The organism is Kitasatospora sp. NPDC085879, assembly GCF_040686255.1.
GTDB lineage: Bacteria > Actinomycetota > Actinomycetes > Streptomycetales > Streptomycetaceae > Kitasatospora.
This window is the reverse complement of the sequence record NZ_JBFBJZ010000082.1, coordinates 1-20,769: the sequence shown is the minus strand read 5'-3', so window position 1 is coordinate 20,769 and position 20,769 is coordinate 1. Positions and strand designations below refer to the sequence as shown.

Below are 20,769 nucleotides of genomic sequence, written 5' to 3'. Positions count from 1 at the left end.
CTGCCCGACGAGTCGTCAGGCCAGCGGCAGGGCCACCGCCAGGGCGATCCCGGCGCCGATCAGCAGACAGAGCACGGCCGCCGCGGAGACGGTGCGGACGGCGTCGCGGCGCAGCGCCCTGCGGAGCGCGCCGGGCAGCGGGTCCTCGTCCAGTTGGCGGCGGGTGCGCCGGGTGGCGGTCCGCAGCAGTCGGAGGGCGAGCCGGCGGTGTGCGGGCAGACCGGCGGTGTCGGGCGGCTCGGGGGCGAGGGCGGCGCGCGCGAGCCGGTGGAGCGCGGACGGCGCGGGCCGGGCGGGTCCGGCGGGATCCGCCGCCGGTTCGGCGAGCAGCAGGGTGCGGGCGGAGCGGGCCGTCCGCTGCCGGATCTCGCGGCCCCCTGGGCCGCCGACCGAGCGGCCGAGCAGCGCCGAGTCCGGGCCGAGCAGCTCGTCGAGGTGCTGCCGCATCCGCTCCTGCCCGATCTCGGCGGCGAGCAGGGCGCTGTGCAACTCCCGTTCCGGGGTGCGGCGTTCGCCTGCCTCGGGGACGAGGACGCGCAGCAGGTGGCGGGCGGCGTCGAGTCGTCCCCAGGTGAAGTCGGAGCTGCGCCAGTCCTCGTCGACGAAGGCGCCGAAGTGGCCGAGCCGGGTGCCGTAGAGCTTGCGGTCGCCCATGTCGGCGTAGCGGTCCTGGCGGAAGAGCGGGCCGAGGTCGTCGGGGCCGAGCCGGAGGAAGGCAAAGGCGGGGGTGGGCTGCTCGACGACGGCCGCCGCGGGGGCGTAGGCGTGGCTCAGGACTTCGACGGCGAGGCAGCAGGCGAGGGCGTCCCGGGCGGTGGCGAAGCGCCGTTCGCCGAGGGTGTGCAGGGCGGTGAGGTAGCTGTCGGCGGCCTGCCGGACAAGGCTGCCGAGCGTGCGGGCGACGTCCAGCCGCGCGAAGACCGCGCCGACCTGGTCGGCGATGCCGGCGTCGGACGGCCCGGCCGGCGGGCCCTCGCGCAGGGCGGCGCGGACGGCCGCCGCCACGGCGCGGCTCTCGGCGAGTCGGCGGCAGACCTCGCCGGCGGCCGCGGTCAGCTGCCGCCGCTGGGTCTCCGCACAGTCCGGCAGGCGCTGCTGAAGGTCGGAGAGCAGCAGCCGCAGGACGCGTTCGGTGGGGGTGAGGCCCCACCGCCAGTCGTCCGGGTCGGCGGTGTGCACCGGGTCGTCGTGGTCGCCGGCGGGCGGCGGCAGCCAGTCGGGGCTCCGGCCGGGCAGCCAGTCGGCCTCCGCCCCGGGCGGATTGACGAGGGCGGTGGCGCCGTCGGCGGCGGCCTGCCGGCGGGCGTCCCAGACGACCGCCGCGGCCCGGCTGCGGCGGTAGTCCCCGACGAGTTCGGCGGCCCGGTGCAGTGTGCGGGTGGCCCGGGCGGGGTCCTCGTACAGCTCGCGGAACAGCCGGTACTGCACCTCGCCGACCCGGGTGCGCAGCCGTTCGGCGAGGTCCTCGGTGGCGGAGCGGAAGTTGGCCTCGCGGGGGTAGCGCAGGGCGGTCGCGGCGGCCTCCGTCCAGGTGATGTCCTCGGGCCGCTTGCGGCCGACGCCCTCTTGCCGGACGGTTCCGGCGGACGGCACCACGTACACCAGGACGCGCTCGGGCCGCCGGTCGGCGAGCCGTTCGCCGATCGCGTCGAGGACCGGCCGGAACGGCTCGTTGTCGAGGACGCCGCCGTCCATGACGGAGCTGCTGGGGATGTCCGCGGGAGGCTCGCGGTGGTCCGTCATCGGTGCCTCCTGCACCGGGGTGAAGGCCACCGGGAAGCCGGAGGTGGCCCGGGCGGCCCGTAGCAGGGCGGCGGACGGGCGGCCGAGCGGGCCGTGGAAGTCCCGGCGGGGCCGCCGGACGACCCGCCACCGCCCGGCGGCGGTGCGCTCGTAGCCGGCCGCCTCGTCGTCGTGCCGGAAGCGGTAGAGCCGGCGGTGGTCGGGCACGTCGAAGGCGCCGCCGAAGCCGTCGACGTAGCGCCGGGGCCGGCCGTCGAGGGCGGTGGCGGTGAGGAACAGCGTGACCGGTTCGGCGAGCTGCGGTTCCTCGCCCATCGCGGCGAGCGCCTCGGCGAGGGTGTCCTCGACCACGGTGCCGCGCAGCAGGCTGCCGCCGGCGTCCTCGGCGAGCAGCCGGGTGAGGTCGGCGGCCCGGTTCCAGATGCCGCGCAGGTCGGGCAGGGCCGTGCCGCGGGCGATCGCGGTGGCCAGCAGGACGCCGTTCAGCCCGCCCGCGGAGGTGCCGGCGACGACGTCGATCACGACCCGCTTGCCGGACTCCCGGGTGAGGCGCCGCCAGATCCGGAAGGCGGGGCGGTCGCGCTCGGGCACGCCCGTCTCGTCGTCGCCGCGGGAGGCGCGGCGCAGCAGGTCGAGTTCGTGGGCCACACCGCCCATCCAGACCGCGAGGCTGACACCGCCGTTGAGGACGAGGGCGAGCCGGACCTCCTGCGGCGGGCCGGCCGCGGCGGCGGTGCCCTGCTCCGTCATAGCGGCAGGCTAGGGGGCCGGGCGGGCGGCGCCGGCCGCCCGCGCGGCGGGTTCAGCCGCACGGCCGAACCGAATGCGCCGATCGACGCAGCGCGCCGTCCGACACGGCGCCGTCCGACACGGCGCCGGTCGGCACAGCGCCTTTCGGCACAGTGGTGATCGGCGGGGGGGGCGTCGCGGCGCGCCGTTGACGCGGGGTCAGCCGACATCCCAGAAGAACCGGTGGGTGTGGATGCCGAAGTACGGGAAGGACTGGATGTGCTTGACGCCCTCGATCGGCCGCACGGTGTCGTTCACGAAGTCGAGCAGTTCCCGCGGGCCCGGGCAGACCACCTCGGCGAACAGGTCGAAGCCGCCCGCGGTCAGCACCGAGTAGACCACCTCGCCGTGCCGGGCGAGCTCGTCGGCGACCCCGCGCGGGTCGCCGTCCACCGCGATGCCGAGCATCGCCATCGCCTGCCCGCCCATGGCCATCGGGTCGGTCACCCCGACGACCTGGACGGCCTTGGCGTCGATCAGCCGCTGCAGCCGCTGCCGGGCGGCCGAGGCCGACAGGCCCACCTTGGGGCCGAGGTCGGCGTACGCGATCCGGCCGTCGGTCTGCAGCTCGCGCAGGATGGCCCGGTCGATGTCGTCCAAAATCCGCAACTCCTCGGTCCGCCCCGTCGACACTCGAACCCTACCGCCAGGCCGCCGGTGCCGAGGAGGGCCCCGGCGGCCCGGATCGGACGGGGGCTCAGCCGAACGGACGGGGGCTCAGCCGACCAGCTGGGCCAGGGCGACGGAGAAGACGTCGGTGTGCGCGTCCACGTCGGTCTCGGTGGTGGCGGGGCACATCAGCGCCATGTTGTGGAACGGCGTCATGAGGATGCCGCGGTTCGCCAGGTAGAGGTGGAGGAAGTCCTCCAGCTCCGGGTCGGCGGCGTCGGCCGAGGCGGTGCCGGTGCGCGGCGCCGGGCTGGCGAAGCGGTACTCGGTGCGGGCGCCGAGCCGGCTGACCGACCAGGGCAGGCCGTGCACGTCGATCGCCTGCTGGACGCCGGCCTCGAAGCGCTCGGCGAGCTTGCCCATCCGCTCGAAGGCGTCGTCGGTGAGGACGTGCTCCAGGGTGGCGCGCATCGCCGCCACGGAGAGCGCGTTGCCGGCCAGGGTGCCGCCGACGCCGCCCATGTCGACGAGGTCGAGGTCGTTGCGGCCGAGCAGGCGGTCGGCGAGCTCGGCGGAGAGGCCGTAGGCGCCGGCCGGGATTCCGCCGCCGATGGCCTTGCCGATGGTCAGCATGTCCGGCTCGAGGTGCCAGGCGGCGGTGCAGCCGCCAGGGCCGGCGGAGAAGGTGTGCGTCTCGTCGTTGATCAGCAGCACGTCGTGCCGGCGGGTGAGCTCGCGGACGCCGGCCAGGTAGCCGGGCTCCGGCAGCACGATGCCGATGTTGGTGAGCGCCGGCTCCATGAGGACGGCGGCAACGTCGCCGTGCGCGAGCTCGCGCTCCAGCTGGTCGAGGTCGTTGAACTCGGCGACCCGGCTGGTGAGGGTGACGTCGCAGGGCGCGCCGACGTTGCCGGGGCGGGAGGTGCCGCGGCCGTCCGGGCCGACGACGATCAGCGACTCGTCGACGCTGCCGTGGTAGCTGTAGCTGTTCACCAGGATCTTGCTGCGGCCGGTGACGGCGCGGGCCAGGCGGATCGCCCAGCGGTTGGCGTCGGTGGCGGTCAGCGAGAAGCTCCAGTGCGAGAGCCCGAACCGGCGGGTCAGCTCGGCGCCCACCCACTCGGCGTCCTCGGTCGGCAGCATCGCCGTCGCGCCGCCCTGCTCGGCGAACCGGCGCTGCACGGCCGCGGCGACCACCTCGGGGGAGTGGCCGGCCATCGCGCCGGTGTCGCCGAGGCAGAAGTCGATGTACTCGTGGCCGTCGATGTCGGTGATCCGGGCGCCGTGCGCGGTGCCGAGGTACCGCGGGAAGGCGCCGGCGGTCTTGTTCATCCAGGTCATCGGGACCCGGCCGAAGAGGTGGTCGGCGCGTTCGTAGGCGGCCTTGGACCGCGGATTGCGGCGCTCGGCCTCGGCGGTCTCACGGGCGAGCAGGTGCTGCAGTCGGGCGCGGTCCATGGCGGTACCTCAGCGTCGGGGGCCGGGGGAGATGCCCTGACTGTAGGCAGGTACGGAGCGCGTGAGCAAGACAAAACGCTCGATTCAATTGTTCAAGCAATCGATTCGAGCGTGTGCGTGGCCCGGCGCGGCTGCGTGCACTCAGTGCCTTTACCGATTGGCACTCAGTGCCATACGCTCCCGGTGTCGTGTCGATCGGGCCTCGGCGGCGGCTTTTCGCGCGCTCTGGCCCGGACCGGGAGGAGCCGCCATGAACCCCGTCGCCACCGTGTCCTCCGGGGCAACCGCCACCGATCAGCCGGGCCCCGAACTGGTCTTCCGGCGCTGTCGCTGGTGCCGCGCCGCGACCGCACCCGTCCGCATGCTCTGCCCCGTGTGCGGCAGCGCCGACATGGAGGACGAGGTCAGCGGAGGCACCGGCACCGTCCGCCGCCTGCTGCCCGCGGCCCGACGCGGCGCCGGCGAGCCGATGCCGTACGTGGTCGCCCTCGACGAGGGATTCACCGTGCAGGCCGCGGTGACCGGCGTGATGCCGGGCGCCGTCCCGTCCGGAGCCCGGGTCGAACTCGCCGTCGCCGGCGGACACCTGATCGCCTTCCGACTGGCCCCCGGCCAGCTCGGCCCCGTCGAACCCGAGAGCCTCTTCGCCACCCGCCCGATCGGCGGCGTCCGCCCCGCAGTCGTCCCCACCGCCCGCCGCGCGGGCTGACGGCGACGACCCTGCCGGGCCTGCCACCGCCGCGCGGCTCGTGAACGGGCCCGCCCTACCGCCCCGGCCCGTCGCGCCACCCCCGCTGCCTCTGCTCCGCACGGTGCCCGCTGGCCCGTCCGATCCGTGGCTCCGGGGTCGGTCAGGGTGTGGTGAGCGGGGGCGGGGTCGGGGCGGGGCCGAGGGTGGTGGTGCCGGGGGCCGCCGCGTGGCCGAGGCCGAGGCGGTAGGTGTCCAGGGCGGCCTCGGTGCGGCCCAGGCGGCGCTGCAGGTCGCCGAGCAGGCGGCAGAGGTCGGCCAGGTCGCCGGCCGCGCCGGTGGGTTCCAGCAGGGCGAGGGCGCGCCCGTAGTGCTCCTCGGCCGCCGCGGTGTCCTCGCCGTCCTCCGCGAGCAGGCCCAGCAGCCGGTGGGCGGCGGCCCGGTGCACCGGCCCGCGGCCGGGCTGCAGCCGGTCGAGGAGGAGCAGCAGCAGCTGCCCGGCCTCCTCGCGGCGGCCCAGCCTGCGCAGGACGTCCGCCAGCTCCACCTCCACCTGGGCCGTGTACAGCTCGGCCCGGCCGGCCGCCAGCATGTCCCGGGCGGTGGTGAGTTCGCGGGCGGCGGCGTCCAGTGCGCCGTCCTGCGCGTGCACATAGCCGCGCATCCAGTGGCAGTGCGCCAACTCGGGGCGGATCTGCAGCTGTTCGTACAGCGCCGCGGCCCTGGCGAGGGAGGCGTCGGCCTCCGCCGTGCGGCCCTCGGCGAGCAGCGTGCGGGCGACCGTCCGGTGCATGCCCGCGACCACGGCAGGGTCGGTGACCTGCGGGGCCAGACCGAGCGCGATCTCGGCGGCCTGCGCGGCCCGGGCGTGCGCGCCCATGTCCAGGTAGGGCGCGACGGACGCGGTGTACAGCAGCACCAGCGCGTCCGGGTCCTGCAGCCCGGCGGAGTTCAGTTCGTCGATCGCGCTCTCCAGCAGGTAGCAGGAGTAGCGGAGTTCGCCCGCCAGCAGGTGGGCGACGGCGCGGCCGCGGACGGCCCGGGCCCGCTGCAGCGGCGGCGCGTCGGCCAGCAACGGCTCCGCGGCCTCGAAGTGTCCGCGGGCGGCGGCGAGATCGCCCGCGTAGAGCGCGCACTGGCCGAGCCCGAGCAGGGCGGCGGCCCGTTCGGCGTCCAGGCCGTGCCGCTCCGCGCCGGCCAGCAGCCGCCGGTACGCGGCGGCCGCCTCCTCGCCCTCGCCGAGGGCCAGTAGCCGCTGGGCGTCGACGAGTTCGGCCCGCAGGCCGGTCGCGATGTGCGGCGGCCTCCCGGTGGCGAGCTCCTCGAACGTCACCCCCAGCCGTTCGGCGACGTGCCGCAGGGCCGCCTCGGAGGGCCGCACCCGGTCCGACTCCAGTATCGAGATGTAGGCGGCCGTGTAGGCGGGCTCGGCGAGTTGGCGCTGGGTGAGGCCGCGTTCGACCCGCAGCCGGTGCACCCGCCGGCCGACGGTGCCGGCGGTGTCCGGGTCCGCCGGGGTCGTCGTGTCCGCCACTGCTGTCCCACCTGTCCGCTCGCCCCGTCCGTGCGAGGGCCACCCTATGCGCTGCCCGCCGCGCTCGGCCCCGGTCCGGCGCCGCGTCCTTCGCCGGCTGCCGCGGTGCGCCGACCCGCCGTGCGCCGTCCGGTCTGACGGCCGGTCGGCGGAGTGGACGAATTATCGCTGGCCGTACGGGAATCGGTGTGCCGCCTCTTGCCGGGCCGGTCCGACGGGCCTATGTTCAGCGGCGAGTTAAACCCACTTAACTCAGCTCTTAACCCCTCGACCCGAGAGGAGGGCATGTGCGCACCCGCATGCCCCGCCGCACCGCGCTCGCCGCCGGCCTCACCCTCGCCCTGGCGCTGACCGCCGCCCCCGCAGCGGCCACTCCCGCCGGAAGCAGCCCGCCCGCCACCGGCTCATCGGCGGCCGCCCCGGCCGAACGGACCGTGACCGCCGAGGCGTTCACCGGCCCGGACGCGGAGGGCCGCAGAGTGCGCGTCCCGGTCGCCGCGCCGGCCCACCGCAAGGGCGTCTCCGGCCGGACGGCCCCCGGCGACGTCACCGGGGACGGGGCCGTCGGCCGCCTCGCCGTCACCGGGCCCACCGCCGACCGCCTCGACGTGGTGATCGTCGGCGACGGCTACACCGCCGACCAGCAGGACGCCTTCCACGCGGCCGCCGCCGCCAAGTGGGCCGCCATCACGGCGATCGAGCCGTACCGCAGCTACCGCGGCCTGTTCAACGTCTGGACGGTCGACGCCGTCTCGCACGACTCCGGCATCACCGGCGACCCCGACACCGGCACCGTCCGCGACACCGCGCTCGGCAGCTACTTCTGGTGCGCCGACACGGAGCGGCTGGTCTGCACCGACCTCGACAAGGTCGCCGCGTACGCCGCCAAGGCACCCGCCGCCGACCTGGTCGTGGTGGTCGCCAACTCGGCGAAGTACGGCGGCGCCGGTTACTACGGGCTGGAGGCCGAGGGCTACCCCTTCGACGGCGTCTCCACGCTCTCCTCCGACAACGCCTCCTCCAGCCTGATCGCCGCCCACGAGATAGGCCACTCGGTCGGGCAGCTCCACGACGAGTACACCTACCCGTCCTACGGCACCTGGACCGACGGCGAGGTCGACGGCCCCAACGCCACCAACCGCACCGCCGACCAGCTGCTCGCCGACCGCGCCAAGTGGTACCGCTGGCTCGGCGCCGACGACCCCACCGGCGGCACCGTCGGCACCTACGAGGGCAGCGACTACTACCCGCACGGCCTCTACCGGCCCACCGAGACCTCGATCATGCGCGCGCTCTCCAGCACCGACTTCAACCGGCCCGGGCGCGAGGCGATGATCGCCGGCTTCTACCGCAAGGCCAACGGGCTGAGCAGCGACCTGCCCGCCGGCAGCACCGTCCGCCGCAGCACCCGGATCACCGTCGCCCCCGCCGCGCTGACCGGCCTCGCCGCACCCGAGCTGCGCTGGTACCTGGACGGCGCCGAGGTCCCCGCCGTCCGCGGCCGCACCTCCGTCGTCCCGGCCGCGCTCGGCGTCCGCCCGGACGGCAGGACACACCGCCTGAGCGCGATCTCGGTCGACCGCACCGACGCCGTCCGCGACCCGCAGGTGCGCGACCTCGCCACCGACACCCTCACCTGGCGGGTCGCCGGCACCCCCTGACCCCGGCACCCCCTGACCGTCCCTCGGCGGCCCCACGGGGCACGGGGTGCCCGGGCTGGGGGAGGCCGTCGCGGGCGTGCCGGCGTCCGGCGGTGCGCCGGTGACGCTGCGGCGGCGAGTTCGCGGCGGTCGGGTCCCGGCCCTGCTCGGCCACCTTCCGGCCCACGGTGCGCCCGGGGCGGCGGTCGCCCGGTTGCCGGCGGAGCGGCTCGCCGGGCGCCGACGGATCCCGGTCGGGTGACCGCCGGGGCAGGCCCCGGCAGTGAGTGGGAACCGACGTCGCCGGCTCCCCGGCGGGCCCTCGGAGCTGGGCGGAAACCCCTTGGTGGAGCGGTGACGGCGGACCGTAGACTCCCGTGATCATGACCGACATACCCGCCGCTGCGGCCTCGCCGAACCCCGCGACCCCGCAGCCCTCCGTGTCCCCGTCGATCCCGGCGGCCACGTCGACCGCGCCGTCCCCGGTGCCCGGCCAGGGCGGTGCGCCTGCGCACGGCGGTGCGGGCACGGCCGACGCGGACCTCGTGGCGGCCGCCGTCGCCGCCGCGGGCCGGGGCATGGTCGACCGCGAGGTCGTCGCCGAGGTCGTGGCGCTGTGTGCGGTCGCCGGTGAGCACCTGCTGGTCGTCGGTGCACCGGGCACGGCGAAGTCCGATGCCGTGCGGCGGGTCGCCGGGCAACTCGGCGGGCGCTACTTCGAGTACCTGCTCGGCCGGTTCACCGAGCCCAACGAGCTGTTCGGGCCGGTCGACCTGCGACGGCTGCGCGAGGGCCTCGTCGAGTTCCAGACCGGGGGCATGCTGCCCGAGGCCGACATCGCCTTCCTGGACGAGGTGTTCCTCGGTTCCACCGCCGTCCTCAACACTCTCCTCGGGCTGCTCAACGAGCGGGTCTTCCGCCGCGGCGGCACGGTGCTGGCCAGCCCGCTGAGGGTCTGCGTCGGCGCTGCCAACCACCTGCCCGAGGACCCCGAGCTCGCCGCTTTCGCCGACCGCTTCCTCGCCCGGCTGTTCGTCGAACCGGTCGCCGACGCCCGACTGGAAGAGCTCCTCGAGGCCGGACGCCGCCCGGCCCCTGCCCCGGTCTCGCTGCCGCCGGCCGGCGGTTCGGCGCCGCACGGCGCACCCGGCCGGCCCGCCGACCTCCTCGGTGCCCTCGACCGGCTCGCCGCCGCGGCCCGGGCCTGTGACCTCACCGAGGTCACCCCGGCGGTCGCCACCGCCCTGCGGCGGCTGCGCGCCGCCGGAGTCCCCGTCAGCGACCGCCGGGCCGTGCGCTCCCAGCGGCTGGTGGCTGCCGCCGCCGTCCTCGACGGACGGGACCGCGCCACCACCCGCGACCTGTGGGTGCTGCCGCTCATCGCCCCCACCGCCGATGCCCAGGCGCTCGCCCGTGACACCCTCGCCGACCTGATCGAGAAGTCCGCCAACCACAGCCTGGTGCACGCCGCCGAGGAGATGTCGCGCAGCGCCCACGCCCGGGCCGAGCGGCTCGCGCGCACCGCCGTCGCGCTGCTCGCCGAGCACGGCACGCTCCCGGGCGGCCCGGACTCGCGGCTGCGGCTGGAGGGCGTGCTGCGCGAGATCGACGCGGGCTTCGATCCGGACGACCTGCCCGCCGTGCTCGCGGGCGTCCGCGCGGACCTGGTCGTGGCGGTCTCCCCGACGTGACCACCGCCCAGCCGTCCGTTCCCGCCCAGCCGTCCGGCCCCGGCAGGGCGGTCACCGCCCCCGGGCCCGTCACCGCCCGCGGCTCGGCCGCCGAGCCGGTTTTCGCGCTGCGCTGGGAGCGGCGCGAACCGCCCCTGCCGCCCGCCGCAGTGCTCGCCCTCGGCGACGCCGTACCGGCCCTGGCCGCGGCGACCCGCGCCCGGCTGCTCGCCGGCGTGCGGCTCGGCACGCTCGCGGACGCGGACGCCCTGCTCGTTCTCGGCGCCGCCGGCGACCTGCCCTGGGCCGACGGTGCCCGCTACCTCGGGCGCGACGGCGAACTGCTCGTCCCCACCACGGCGCGCCCGCTGCCCGCGCCCGCCCTGTGGCCGGCCGCCCTCGGCGCCCGGCGCGGCCAGGTGTGCGTCCTGCTTCCCGGGCATGCGCTGGTCGCCGACCCGCCGCCGCCCACCACCGACCCCGCGGCGCTGGACCGCTTCCTCCCGGCGGAGCCCGACGCCGAGCCGGGGCCCGATGCCGCCCCCGCCCCTGGACCCGCCCCCGCCCCCGGATCCGCCGAGCAGCCCACCGGGAGCCGTCCCGCATGACCAGCGCCCTGCCCTCCGCTCTCGCCCCCTGGTCGGCCTCCCTCGCCGCCCTCACCCCCGAACTCGCCACCGCCCTGGGCCCGTTGCTGCGCCGCCTGGACGCCCTGGTCTCCGAGCACGAGCCGGCCGCCCGGGCCCAGGGCACCCCGGACGGCCACGGCGGCCTCGCCCGCACCGGCCGCCCGGACCAGTTGCTCCCCTCCGAGTGGCTGCTCGCCGACGAGTTCCCCGATGAGTTCCTCCGCCGCCTCGTCGACGGCGAACTCCTCTACCTCGCGCCCGGGTTCACCTTCCCCACGCCGACCGGCCGGACCGTCGTGCTGGCCGACACCGGCCCGGAGCAGGCCGGCGCCGCCCGCCTCGTCCAGCTCGCCGCGCTGCTCGTCCTGCACCGCAGGGCCGCCGCCCGCGGCACCGTCCTGCGGGTCGGCATCCTCGGCGACCTCTCCGGCACCTGGCTCGGCGGCGACCTGGAAGACCTGCTCCCGGCCTGGCTGGAGGCCCGCCGCCGGAGCGACCCGACCCCCGAGGACGTCCGGCACGCCTGCGAGCTCCTGGAGGACGGCGACCGGGCCTGGGTGCTCACCTCCGAACGCCTCGCCGCCCTCCTCCCGACCGGCACCCGGGCCCTGACCGCCCGGCCGGTGCAGTGGGACGCGAACGGCGCCACCGGCGTCGAGGTCCGCATCACCACCGGCGCGGCCGCCCCCACCACCGCGCTGCTGCCGCTGCCCGCCCCCGACATCGCCGTCCGAGCGCTGCGCGGCGCCGGGTTCCGCCGCGCCGCCCCGGTGCAGGCGGTGCTGCCGACCGGCGTCAGGGGCGGCGCCCTGCCGGTCTTCACCACCGACTCCCGCACCCTGCTGGCCCGCGGCCGCGACGCGGACGTCCTGCTCGCCGTGCACCTGCCCGGCTCCGACCAGCACGCCACCGTGGTCCGCGCCCGCCGTCACGACCTGCCCGGCCCCGCCGTGGCCGCCGGCCGCACCGGCCGGCGGCTGATCGTGCTCTGCGCCTGGGGCCGCCAGCTCGTCCCGTACGTGAGCGGGCGCCGGTTCTGCGAGCGCGGCGAGTACGTGGTCCGCGACAGCGCCGCCCTCGGGCTCGACCGCGCCGGCCTGGACGCGCTGCTGGCCGAGCCGGTGCTGCCGCTGCTGGTCGACGGCCGGTTCCTGCGGCTGCCGGTCGCCGGCCGCTGGTGGCGGATCGGCGCGGACGGCGAGGCCCAGGACGACGGGCCGGTCGGCAGGCAGGCGGCGGACCTGCCCTACGACCGGGCCCGTGACGGCCGCCTGTACGAGGGCGACCTGCCGGCCGGCGCCGAGCACGCACGCCACCTGCTGCACGGCGCCGGCGCCGTCGCCTGGAGCAAGGACCGCCGCACCTGGGACCTCGTCGACCGCGACGGCGTCCACCAGCTCGTCACCTTCCGGGAACAGGCGGACGTGATCGGGCTGGTCCACGGCGCCGAGGGCGCCGCCCTGATCACCGTCAGCCGCAAGGACGCCGTGCTGCGCCACGTCCGTGCGAACGGTCGGCGTACCCTCGCCCGGCTGTCCGGCGGCAGCGGCCGCCCCGCCCTCCACCCCACCCTGCCCCTGATCGCCGTGCCCAAGGGCCCCGACCGGATCCTGGTCGGCGAGGCGGACACCGGGCGGATCCACCACGTCATCGGGAGCGACCAGTGAGCACCACCGAGGCGCCCCGCCCGGCCCGTCCGACCCCCGACCGGGCCGTCGCACGCACCCCCGCGGCAGCCGACCGGCCCGACCCGCGCACCCCCGCCGCCCGCCCGTCCGAGCCCGGCACCGCCCGCCCGCCCGCGCCCGGGGACTTCCGCGGCGCCGTCGAGGCCGCCGGCTTCGTCCTCGACACCCCCGTCACCGGGCCGGCCGAGGCCGCCGCCCGGGTCCTCGCCCACTGGCAGGACGGCGCCGAACTGCACCGGCTGCCCGACGGGCGCTGGCTGCTCACCCTGGCCGCACCCGTCACCGTCCGCGCCGACCTGGCCCCCGGCCTGCCCGTGCGCCGCACCGCCGGCGCGCTGGTCGCCGTCGGCACCGACGGCACCGGCGCCCCCGCCGGGCACCTGCTGCTCACCACCGGCGGCCGCGTCGGCGCGCACCCGACCGCCGAACTGCCCGCCGTCGACCCGGCGGACTGGCTCGACCCCGGCGGCCTCACCGTCCACCGCCTCGGCCCCGTCGGCACCCCGCCCGACCCCGCGCCCGTCGTCGACGCCGTGCCGCCCCCGGCCGCCCCCGACCTGCGCGCCGCCGCCGGACTCGGCGCCCGCTCGGCGCCCGCCGGCCGGCTGCTCGGCGAGTCCGGGCGGCCCCGGCTGCTCGACCGCCTGCCGGTGATCACCCTGCCCCGGCGGCGCCTGCGCCGGACGGCCGGCGGGCCGCGCTTCGCCCGCCGCGGGCCGTCGCCGAGGACCCCGCGCCGCGGCGCCGCCCTGGCCGGGCTGCTGTCGCCGCGCGGCCTCGGCCGCCTCCTGCGGTCCGCGCTGCGCGGCGCCCGGACCGCCCTGCGATTCCTCATGAACCTCGCCGGCGCCGCCCTGGTGCTGATCGGCCTCGTGCTGATCCTGGTCCGGATGGTGAACGGGCTCGCCTCGGGCGACGCCGGATCCCCGTCCACGCTGTTCGGTCTCGTCCTCCTGGTGCTCCTCCCCCTGGCGATACGCGCCCGGCGGCAGCAGGCCAGGGTCGCGGCCGGCGGCGCCACAGGCACCGGCACCCCCGGGGCGGCCGCCGGCGGTGCTGCGGGCGGCCGGCCCCGCCGCCCCCTGCTGCGCGGCCTGCTCGCCCGGCTCACCCTGCGCAGCCCCGCCGCCGGCCTGGTCCGCGGCCGCCACGCCCGCTACCTGCAGCGCCTCGACCGGGCGTTCCGGGAGAAGCGCTGGGAGGACGCGCTGCGCGACGCCATCCAGCTCGGCGCCCCCGGCCGCGGTGACCGGCAGGACTGGCTGAGCCTCGGCCTGCCGTCGCGCTACACCGGCGCACTGCGCGCCACCCCGGGCGTCGCCGTCGCGGGCGGCACGTCCGCGCTCTCCGGCCTCGACGTGCAGGGGTACCTCACCGGCCTCTACCGCGCGGCCGCCGAAGCCCTGGAACGCGAAGGCCGCATCGACGAGGCCGCGTTCGTCCTCGCCGACCTGCTGCACCACCCCGGCGAGGCGGTCGCCCTGCTCGACCGGTACGGCCGCACCGCCCAGGCCGCCGAACTGGCCGAGGGCCGCGAACTCGACCCCGACCTGGTGGTCCGTCTCTGGTGGCGGGCCGGTGAGCGCGACCGCGCCGTCCGGACCGCCCACCGGCGCGGCGCCTTCGCGCTCGCCGTCGAACGGCTCACCGCCACCGACCCGGCGGCGGCCCGCGAACTGCGGCTCGCCTGGGCGGAGCACTGCCGCAGCGCCGGCGACCGGATCGGGGCCGTCGAGGCGGTCTGGCCCGAGGAGGAGCTGCGCACCTCCGTGGTCGCCGACCTGCGCGACGCGGTGGCCCTCGGCGGCCCCGCCCAGGGCCGGGCACTCGGCCACCTGCTCGCCCTCGGCGTGCCCGGCGCGACCGTGCAGCTCGCCCGCGCCGTGATCGACGGCGAGGAGCCGGCCGGTGCCCGCGGACGGGCCGCCCTGCTCACCGCCCTGTCCGAACTCCCGGCCGCCGACCCGGTGGTGGACCGCGAACTGACCACCGCCGCCGCCCGCGCCGCCGTGCGCGACGGCGGCTTCGGCGCACCCTCCGGCCAGGGCACCGACCGCGCCCGCTTCGACCGCCTGCTCGCCCGCGCCGACCCGCTCGCCGCCGCCGACCTGCCCCGTCCCGTCCAGCCCGGCCGGACCGGCGGACGGCCGCTGGAGGTCACCGCCGCCGACCGCCCCGGCACCCTCCCGGTGCTCGACGCGGCCTACCTGGACTCCGGTGCCCTGCTGGTCGCCTGCGGCCAGGCGGGCGTGCGGCTGCTCACGCCCGACGGGCGGACCAAGGCGCGCTGGGACACCCCCGCCGACCGCCTGGTCCTCGCCGACCACGGCGGCAACGCCCTGGTCGTCGCCGACCACGGCCCGGTCACCGAGGTCTCCCGACTGGACCTCGCCACCCGGACGCTGCGTCCCTGGACCACCCTGCGCTCCACCGCCACGCTCGGCACCTACGACGGCCGGCAGCTGATCGGCGTCGACGCACAGGGCCTCGTCGTGCTCGACACCGCGGCGGACCGGCCCACCGTCGTCTGGCGCGAACTCGGCGGCGACAACGCCCATGGCGACCAGCGCCCGGCCGGCCCGCCGTCCCGCACCGCGGACCGCTGCTCCGCCATCGTCCTGACCCGGCCCCGCTTCGGCACCGGCTTCACCGAGTGCTGGACCTGGGAGCTGCCCGGCTGGCGGCTGACCGCCCGGGTCGCCCTCACCGACGACGAACTCCGGTCGGCCGGCGCCTTCGTGGGCCTCGCCGCGCTCGCCGGCGGCGGCCGACTGCTCACCACCGCCGACCGCGAGGCGGGCCGGACCACCCTGCGCTGGTTCGGCGTCCCCACCCCGGGCCCGCTCACCGTCGACGGCCTCCCCGTCGCGCCCCCGCACACCGACGGCGACGACTGGGCGCTCACCGTCCCCGCACCCGGCCCCGGCACCGCCGGCCTCACCGTCCACGCCGCCCGCCGCCCCACCGACAGCCCGCTCCTGACCCTCCACGTCCCCGCCGCACCCCCCGGCCCCGGCGGCCGCCCCACCCCGGTCGGCGTCCGCCGCCACGCCACCACCGCCACCTACTGGCACCGCAGCGGCCGCATCCTCACCCTCGCCGCCGACGACACCACCGTCCTCGCCAACCTCCGCATCACCGCAGACTGACCGGGCCCGGTTCCCCGCCGCGCCCGATCCGGCCGACCTCGGCCGACATGCGCGGCGGAACCGCCCCACCCCGACCCCCGGCCGTACACTCCCCGCGACGGACGCCCCGCCCGGCGCCCGTTGCCGACTGCCGCCCGTACCGACCAACCGCCCACCGCTGCACACGAACCGCCGCCGAGGAGCCGCGATGCGCGTCGCACTGTTCGCCACCTGCGTCAACGACGCGGTGCGCCCGCGCACCGCGGTCGCCGTGGTGGAACTGCTGGAACGCCTCGGCGTGACCGTCGACTTCCCGGCCGCGCAGACCTGCTGCGGCCAGCCGCAGTACAACACCGGCTACCGGCGCGAGGCCGAACCGCTGGTGCGCCGCACCGCCGCCGCATTCGCCGGCCACGACTACGTGGTCACCCCCTCCGGCTCCTGCGCGGCCATGGTCCGCGACGGCTACCCGAGGATCGGCGCCCGGGCCCAGGCCGAGGGCCGTGGCACCGAACTCGCCGACGCCGCCGCTTCGCTGGCACCCCGCATGTACGAACTCACCGAATTCCTGGTGGACGTGCTGCAGGTGACCGACGTCGGCGCGTACTTCCCGCACACCGTCACCTACCACCCCTCCTGCCACGGCCTGCGGATGCTCGGCCTCGGCGACCGCCCCCGCCGCCTGCTCCGGGCGGTCAGGGGACTGGAACTCGTCGAGCTGCCCGGCGCCGAGGAGTGCTGCGGCTTCGGCGGCACCTTCGCCGTCAAGAACCCGGACGTCTCCGCCGCGATGGGCGCCGACAAGGTCCGCCACGCGCTCGACACCGGCGCCGAAGTGCTCTGCGGCGCCGACAACTCCTGCCTGCTGCACCTCGACGGCACCCTGCGCCGCCGCGGCGCGCCGATGCAGGCCGTCCACCTCGCCGAGATCCTCGCCGCCACCGAGGCTGCCCCGTACCGCCCGCCCGCACCCCGACCGGCCCGGTCCGCCGCAGCCACGGCGGCGTCCGCCACGGGGGGACGCACCGCATGAGCGGCACCTACCTGGGCATGCCCGCCTTCCCGAAGGCCGCCAAGGAGTCCACCAAGGACGCCACCCTGCGGGCCAACCTCGGCCACGCCACCCGCACCATCCGCGAGAAGCGCGCCCGGGCCGTCGCCGAACTCGACGACTGGGACGAACTCCGCGCCGCCGGCCGGGAGATCAAGGACCGCACGCTGCGCCGGCTCGACGCGTACCTGTTGCAGGCCGAGCAGGCCGTCACCGCGGCGGGCGGCACCGTGCACTGGGCAGCCGACGCCGCCGAGGCCAACCGGATCGTCGCCGACCTGGTCAAGGCCGCCGGCGAGCACGAGGTGGTCAAGGTCAAGTCCATGGCCACCCAGGAGATCGGCCTCAACGAGGCCCTGGCCGCCGAGGGCATCACCGCGTACGAGACGGACCTCGCCGAGCTCATCGTCCAGCTCGGCGACGACCTGCCCTCACACATCCTCGTCCCCGCCATCCACCGCAACCGCACCGAGATCCGCGACATCTTCCGCGAGGCGATGGGCCGTTGGGGCCGGCCCGCACCCGAGGGCCTCACCGACGCGCCGGGCGACCTCGCCGAGGCCGCCCGGCTGCACCTGCGGGAGAAGTTCCTGCGCGCCAAGGTCGGCGTCTCCGGCGCCAACTTCCTGGTCGCCGAGACCGGCACCCTGGTCGTCGTCGAGTCCGAGGGCAACGGCCGGATGTGCCTGACCCTGCCGGAGACGCTGATCTCGGTCGTCGGCATCGAGAAGGTGATCCCCACCTGGCAGGACCTGGAGGTCTTCCTCCAACTGCTGCCCCGCTCCTCCACCGCCGAGCGGATGAACCCCTACACCTCGATGTGGACGGGACTGGGACCATCGAAAGGGGCCGACGGCGACGGGCCGACAAGCTTCCACCTGGTGCTGCTCGACAACGGCCGCACCGCCACCCTCGCCGACCGCGTCGGCCGCCAGGCCCTGCGCTGCATCCGCTGCTCCGCCTGCCTCAACGTCTGCCCGGTGTACGAGCGGGCTGGCGGCCACGCCTACGGCTCCCCGTACCCCGGCCCGATCGGCGCCATCCTCACCCCGCAGCTGCGCGGCCTCGGCACCGAACTGGACGCCTCACTGCCCTTCGCCTCCACCCTCTGCGGCGCCTGCTACGAGGTCTGCCCGGTCGCCATCGACATCCCCGAGGTCCTCGTCCACCTGCGCGAACAGGCCGTCGACCAGGGCCCCGGCCACCGCGTCGAGAAGGCCGTGATGAAGGCCGCCACCTGGCTGCTCGACCACCCCGCCGCCCTCGCCGCCGCCGAACGGGCCGCCTCCGCCACCCGCGGGCTGCACCTCAGGAAGCTCCCCCTGCCCGGCCCCGCCAAGGCCTGGACCGACACCCGGGACCTGCCCGAACTGCCCGCCGAACCCTTCCGGGACTGGTGGGCCGAGCACCGCGACCGCAAGGACGGCACCCCATGAGCTCCTCCCGCGACATCGTCCTCGCGCGCATCCGCAGCGCCCTCACCGACGTCCCGGCCGGAGAGGAGGCCGGCCGGCCGCCCGTCCGGCGCGACTACCGCTTCGCCCACGTCCTCGACGACCCCAAGGCCGTCCTCGACCTGCTCGCCGAGAACCTCGCCGACTACCGCGCCCACGTCCACCGCTGCACCGAGGACGCCCTGCCGGGCCTGATCGCCCGCCTGCTCGCCGACCGCGGCGCCCGCACCGTTGCCGTCCCCCCGGGCCTGCCCGCCGGATGGCTGGCCGCGGCCGACGTCGAACAGCGCCCCGACGACGGCACCCTGACCGCGCACCTGCTCGACAGCACCGACAGCGTCGTCACCGGCTGCGCCCTCGCCGTCGCCGAGACCGGCACCGTCGTCCTCGACAGCGGCCCCGGCCAGGGCCGCCGGGTGCTCACCCTCGTCCCCGACCACCACATCTGCGTGGTCCGCGCCGAGCAGGTGGTCGCCTCCGTCCCGCAGGCGCTGCCCCGGCTCGACCCGGCCCGCCCGCAGACCTGGATCTCCGGCCCCTCCGCCACCAGCGACATCGAACTCACCCGGGTCGAGGGAGTCCACGGCCCGCGCACCCTCGACGTCGTCCTCCTCGACGGCTGACTCAGAGCACCACCCGGCAGTACAGCTGCCACCCGGCCAGCCGGCCGAGACCGGCCAGCCGCTCCAGAAAGCCAGGCAGTCCCGACAGCTCGCCCCGGCCGCCCAGCACCCGCGCCCAGGCCGCCGCCGCCTCGGCCCGCCGCCCTGCGCCGGCGGCCGCCAGGGCAACGCCCAGGCCGTCCGGGAGCGCCATCACCCAGCACCAGTCCGACTCCGGGTCGCTCACCAGGCGGACCTCCCCGTCCAGGGCGCCGTCCACCAGTGCCACGAGCGGGGCGAGGTCCACGGCCGGATCGACGCCCTTCACCCAGAACCAGGGCAGCCCGGCGGCCTCCGGCCCGCCCTCGTACGCGGAGGCTGCCGCCCGGTCGTCCGGCGCGGCGAAGTACTCGTAGATCACGCCCGGCATCCTGGCAGGCCGCCCCGGCCCGCACGGTGGCGGGGCGGGGGCGGGGCCAGACTGGGAGGCGGGGTCTGCCCGACGGGAGTGGCCATGGACACGGTGACCGGAGCAGAGACGACCGCCCGCACGGCGCCGCCGCCCGGCCTGGAGACCGACGGACTCGCCGCCGCCCTCCGCGGGGACCTGGTGACGCCGGCGGACCCTGGCTACGACCCGGCCCGGGAGATCTGGAACGGCTCCGTCGACCGCAGACCCGCCGCGATCGCCTACTGCGCGGGCGTCGCCGACGTCATCGCCGCCGTCCGCTTTGCCGCCGACACCGGTGTGCCGTTCGCCGTCCGCAGCGGCGGGCACAGCTTCCCCGGGCAGTCGCTCTGCGACGGCGGCCTGGTCGCCGACCTGTCCCGGCTCAAGGGCATCCGGGTCGACCCCGAGGCCCGCACGGCCCGCGTCCAGGCCGGCGTACTGCTCGGCGAACTCGACCACGAGACCCAGCAGTTCGGCCTCGCCGTGCCCGCCGGGATCGTCACCCACACCGGCCTGGCCGGCCTCACCCTCGGCGGCGGCATCGGCTGGCTGATGCGCCGCCACGGCCTGACGATCGACCAGCTGCTCTCGGTCGACCTGGTCACCGCCGACGGCGGACTTGTCCGGGCGAGCGCCACCGAGAACCCCGAACTGTTCTGGGGCGTCCGCGGCGGCGGCGGCAACTTCGGCATCGTCACCGAGTTCGAGTTCCGCCTCAACCCGGTCGGCCCGACCGTCCTCGCCGGCCCGGTCCTGTGGGACATGGCCGACTCGGCCCGCCTGCTGCGCTTCTACCGGGAGTGGATCACCGGCGTGCCCGACGGGCTGACCACCGCCGTCGTGCACCGCAAGGCCCCGCCGCTGCCCGAGATCCCCGCGGAGTTGCACGGCCGGCCGGTGGCGATCGTGATCTGCTGCTGGACGGGCGACCTCGACGAGGGCGAGCGCGTACTGCGCCCGCTGCGCCGCTTCGGCCCGCCGGTGCTCGACCTGTGCCGCGCGAAGCCGTTCACCGAGCACCAGGCGATGCTCGACCCGTCCTTCCCGCGCCGCCGCTGGTACTACTTCAAGTCCTGCGACGTCGCCGAACTCACCGACGACATCATCGAGATCACCGCCGAGCGGGCCGCCCGGATCGCCTCGCCGCTCACCAGCTTCCCGATCTTCCACCTCGGCGGCGCGATCGGCCGGCTCGGCGAGGACGACACCGCCTTCAGCGGCCGCTCGGCCGGCCACACCTTCAACATCAACGGCAGCTGCGCCGACGCCGAGGGCTTCGCCGAGGAGCGGGAGTGGGTCCGCGGCTTCTGGTCGGCGCTCGCCCCGTACCACACCGGCGTCTACGTCAACTTCCTGATGGACGAGGGTGGTTCGCGGGTCGAGCAGGCGTACGGGACGGCCAAGTACCGGCGGCTGCGGGAACTCAAGCGACAGTGGGACCCGGGCAACCTCTTCCGTCTCAACCAGAACATCCCGCCCGCCGAGTCCTGATGCCCGCCGTGCCCTGACGCCCACCGAGCGCTGACGCCCGCCGTGCCGCCCCCCGCGGCGGCCCCGCCGCCGGGGGGGGGGGGGGGCCGGGCCCCCGGCGGGGGGCGCCCCGGCGCCCCCCCCCCCGGGTTACCCCCGCCCCCC

General features: G+C 76.8%; 15 protein-coding genes. 10 read left to right on the top strand and 5 right to left on the bottom strand.

From position 1 onward, the window contains the following. Window positions 1–15: 15 nt before the first annotated feature. From AB0P35_RS36535 to AB0P35_RS36525, 3 genes are all read right to left on the bottom strand, one after another. The gene (locus AB0P35_RS36535) at window positions 16–2,493 is read right to left on the bottom strand and encodes a DUF3376 domain-containing protein (protein ID WP_363519662.1); all 2,478 of its coding nucleotides are present in this window, start codon (window positions 2,491–2,493) and stop codon (window positions 16–18) included. A gap of 198 nt (window positions 2,494–2,691) precedes the next feature. Then, window positions 2,692–3,132, bottom strand: a complete 441-nt coding sequence (locus AB0P35_RS36530; RefSeq protein WP_095871486.1) for an Lrp/AsnC family transcriptional regulator — start codon at window positions 3,130–3,132, stop codon at window positions 2,692–2,694. Between the two features lie 117 nt (window positions 3,133–3,249). Beyond that, on the bottom strand, window positions 3,250–4,599 hold the full coding sequence (locus AB0P35_RS36525) for a transaminase (protein WP_363519658.1): 1,350 nt from the start codon (window positions 4,597–4,599) through the stop codon (window positions 3,250–3,252). A 250-nt stretch (window positions 4,600–4,849) separates the two neighbouring features. Here AB0P35_RS36525 and AB0P35_RS36520 point away from each other — a divergent pair, with 250 nt between their 5' ends. Continuing rightward, complete coding sequence (locus AB0P35_RS36520; RefSeq protein WP_363519656.1) at window positions 4,850–5,308, top strand: zinc ribbon domain-containing protein; 459 nt, start codon at window positions 4,850–4,852, stop codon at window positions 5,306–5,308. Window positions 5,309–5,450: 142 nt separating this feature from the next. Here the strand turns inward: AB0P35_RS36520 and AB0P35_RS36515 are convergent, their stop codons facing one another. Further along, entirely contained in the window at window positions 5,451–6,821 is a 1,371-nt protein-coding gene (locus AB0P35_RS36515) for a helix-turn-helix transcriptional regulator (protein WP_095871483.1), read from the bottom strand. A 287-nt stretch (window positions 6,822–7,108) separates the two neighbouring features. On the opposite strand from AB0P35_RS36515, the gene AB0P35_RS36510 reads away from it, so the two are divergent. The 8 genes from AB0P35_RS36510 to AB0P35_RS36475 all read left to right on the top strand — a co-directional run bounded on the left by AB0P35_RS36510 (window position 7,109) and on the right by AB0P35_RS36475 (window position 18,704). Next, window positions 7,109–8,482, top strand: a complete 1,374-nt coding sequence (locus tag AB0P35_RS36510; RefSeq protein WP_363519652.1) for a M64 family metallopeptidase — start codon at window positions 7,109–7,111, stop codon at window positions 8,480–8,482. A 362-nt stretch (window positions 8,483–8,844) separates the two neighbouring features. Further along, on the top strand, window positions 8,845–10,152 hold the full coding sequence (locus tag AB0P35_RS36505; RefSeq protein ID WP_363519650.1) for an AAA family ATPase: 1,308 nt from the start codon (window positions 8,845–8,847) through the stop codon (window positions 10,150–10,152). Next, window positions 10,149–10,739: a hypothetical protein gene (locus AB0P35_RS36500; protein ID WP_363519647.1), complete on the top strand. Its 591-nt coding sequence runs from the start codon at window positions 10,149–10,151 to the stop codon at window positions 10,737–10,739. Before AB0P35_RS36505 ends, AB0P35_RS36500 begins: the two co-directional genes overlap by 4 nt. Then, window positions 10,736–12,427: a hypothetical protein gene (locus tag AB0P35_RS36495; RefSeq protein WP_363519644.1), complete on the top strand. Its 1,692-nt coding sequence runs from the start codon at window positions 10,736–10,738 to the stop codon at window positions 12,425–12,427. Before AB0P35_RS36500 ends, AB0P35_RS36495 begins: the two co-directional genes overlap by 4 nt. Beyond that, complete coding sequence (locus AB0P35_RS36490) at window positions 12,424–15,597, top strand: bpX6 domain-containing protein (protein WP_363519641.1); 3,174 nt, start codon at window positions 12,424–12,426, stop codon at window positions 15,595–15,597. The genes AB0P35_RS36495 and AB0P35_RS36490 overlap by 4 nt, the downstream gene beginning before the upstream one ends. Window positions 15,598–15,784: 187 nt before the next feature. After that, window positions 15,785–16,609, top strand: a complete 825-nt coding sequence (locus AB0P35_RS36485; RefSeq protein WP_363519639.1) for a (Fe-S)-binding protein — start codon at window positions 15,785–15,787, stop codon at window positions 16,607–16,609. Further along, window positions 16,606–18,063, top strand: coding sequence for a lactate utilization protein B (locus tag AB0P35_RS36480; RefSeq protein WP_363519636.1), 1,458 nt, complete (start codon window positions 16,606–16,608; stop codon window positions 18,061–18,063). The genes AB0P35_RS36485 and AB0P35_RS36480 overlap by 4 nt, the downstream gene beginning before the upstream one ends. After that, window positions 18,060–18,704 (top strand): LUD domain-containing protein, encoded by a 645-nt coding sequence (locus AB0P35_RS36475; RefSeq protein WP_363519633.1) that lies wholly within the window; start codon window positions 18,060–18,062, stop codon window positions 18,702–18,704. The genes AB0P35_RS36480 and AB0P35_RS36475 overlap by 4 nt, the downstream gene beginning before the upstream one ends. Before the next feature lies 1 nt (window position 18,705). On the opposite strand, the gene AB0P35_RS36470 is transcribed toward AB0P35_RS36475, so the two are convergent. Then, window positions 18,706–19,104 (bottom strand): hypothetical protein, encoded by a 399-nt coding sequence (locus AB0P35_RS36470; protein ID WP_363519630.1) that lies wholly within the window; start codon window positions 19,102–19,104, stop codon window positions 18,706–18,708. Between the two features lie 93 nt (window positions 19,105–19,197). Between AB0P35_RS36470 and AB0P35_RS36465 the strand changes: the two genes are divergently transcribed. Further along, on the top strand, window positions 19,198–20,625 hold the full coding sequence (locus AB0P35_RS36465) for an FAD-binding oxidoreductase (protein ID WP_363519627.1): 1,428 nt from the start codon (window positions 19,198–19,200) through the stop codon (window positions 20,623–20,625). The last annotated feature ends 144 nt before the right edge of the window (window positions 20,626–20,769 follow it).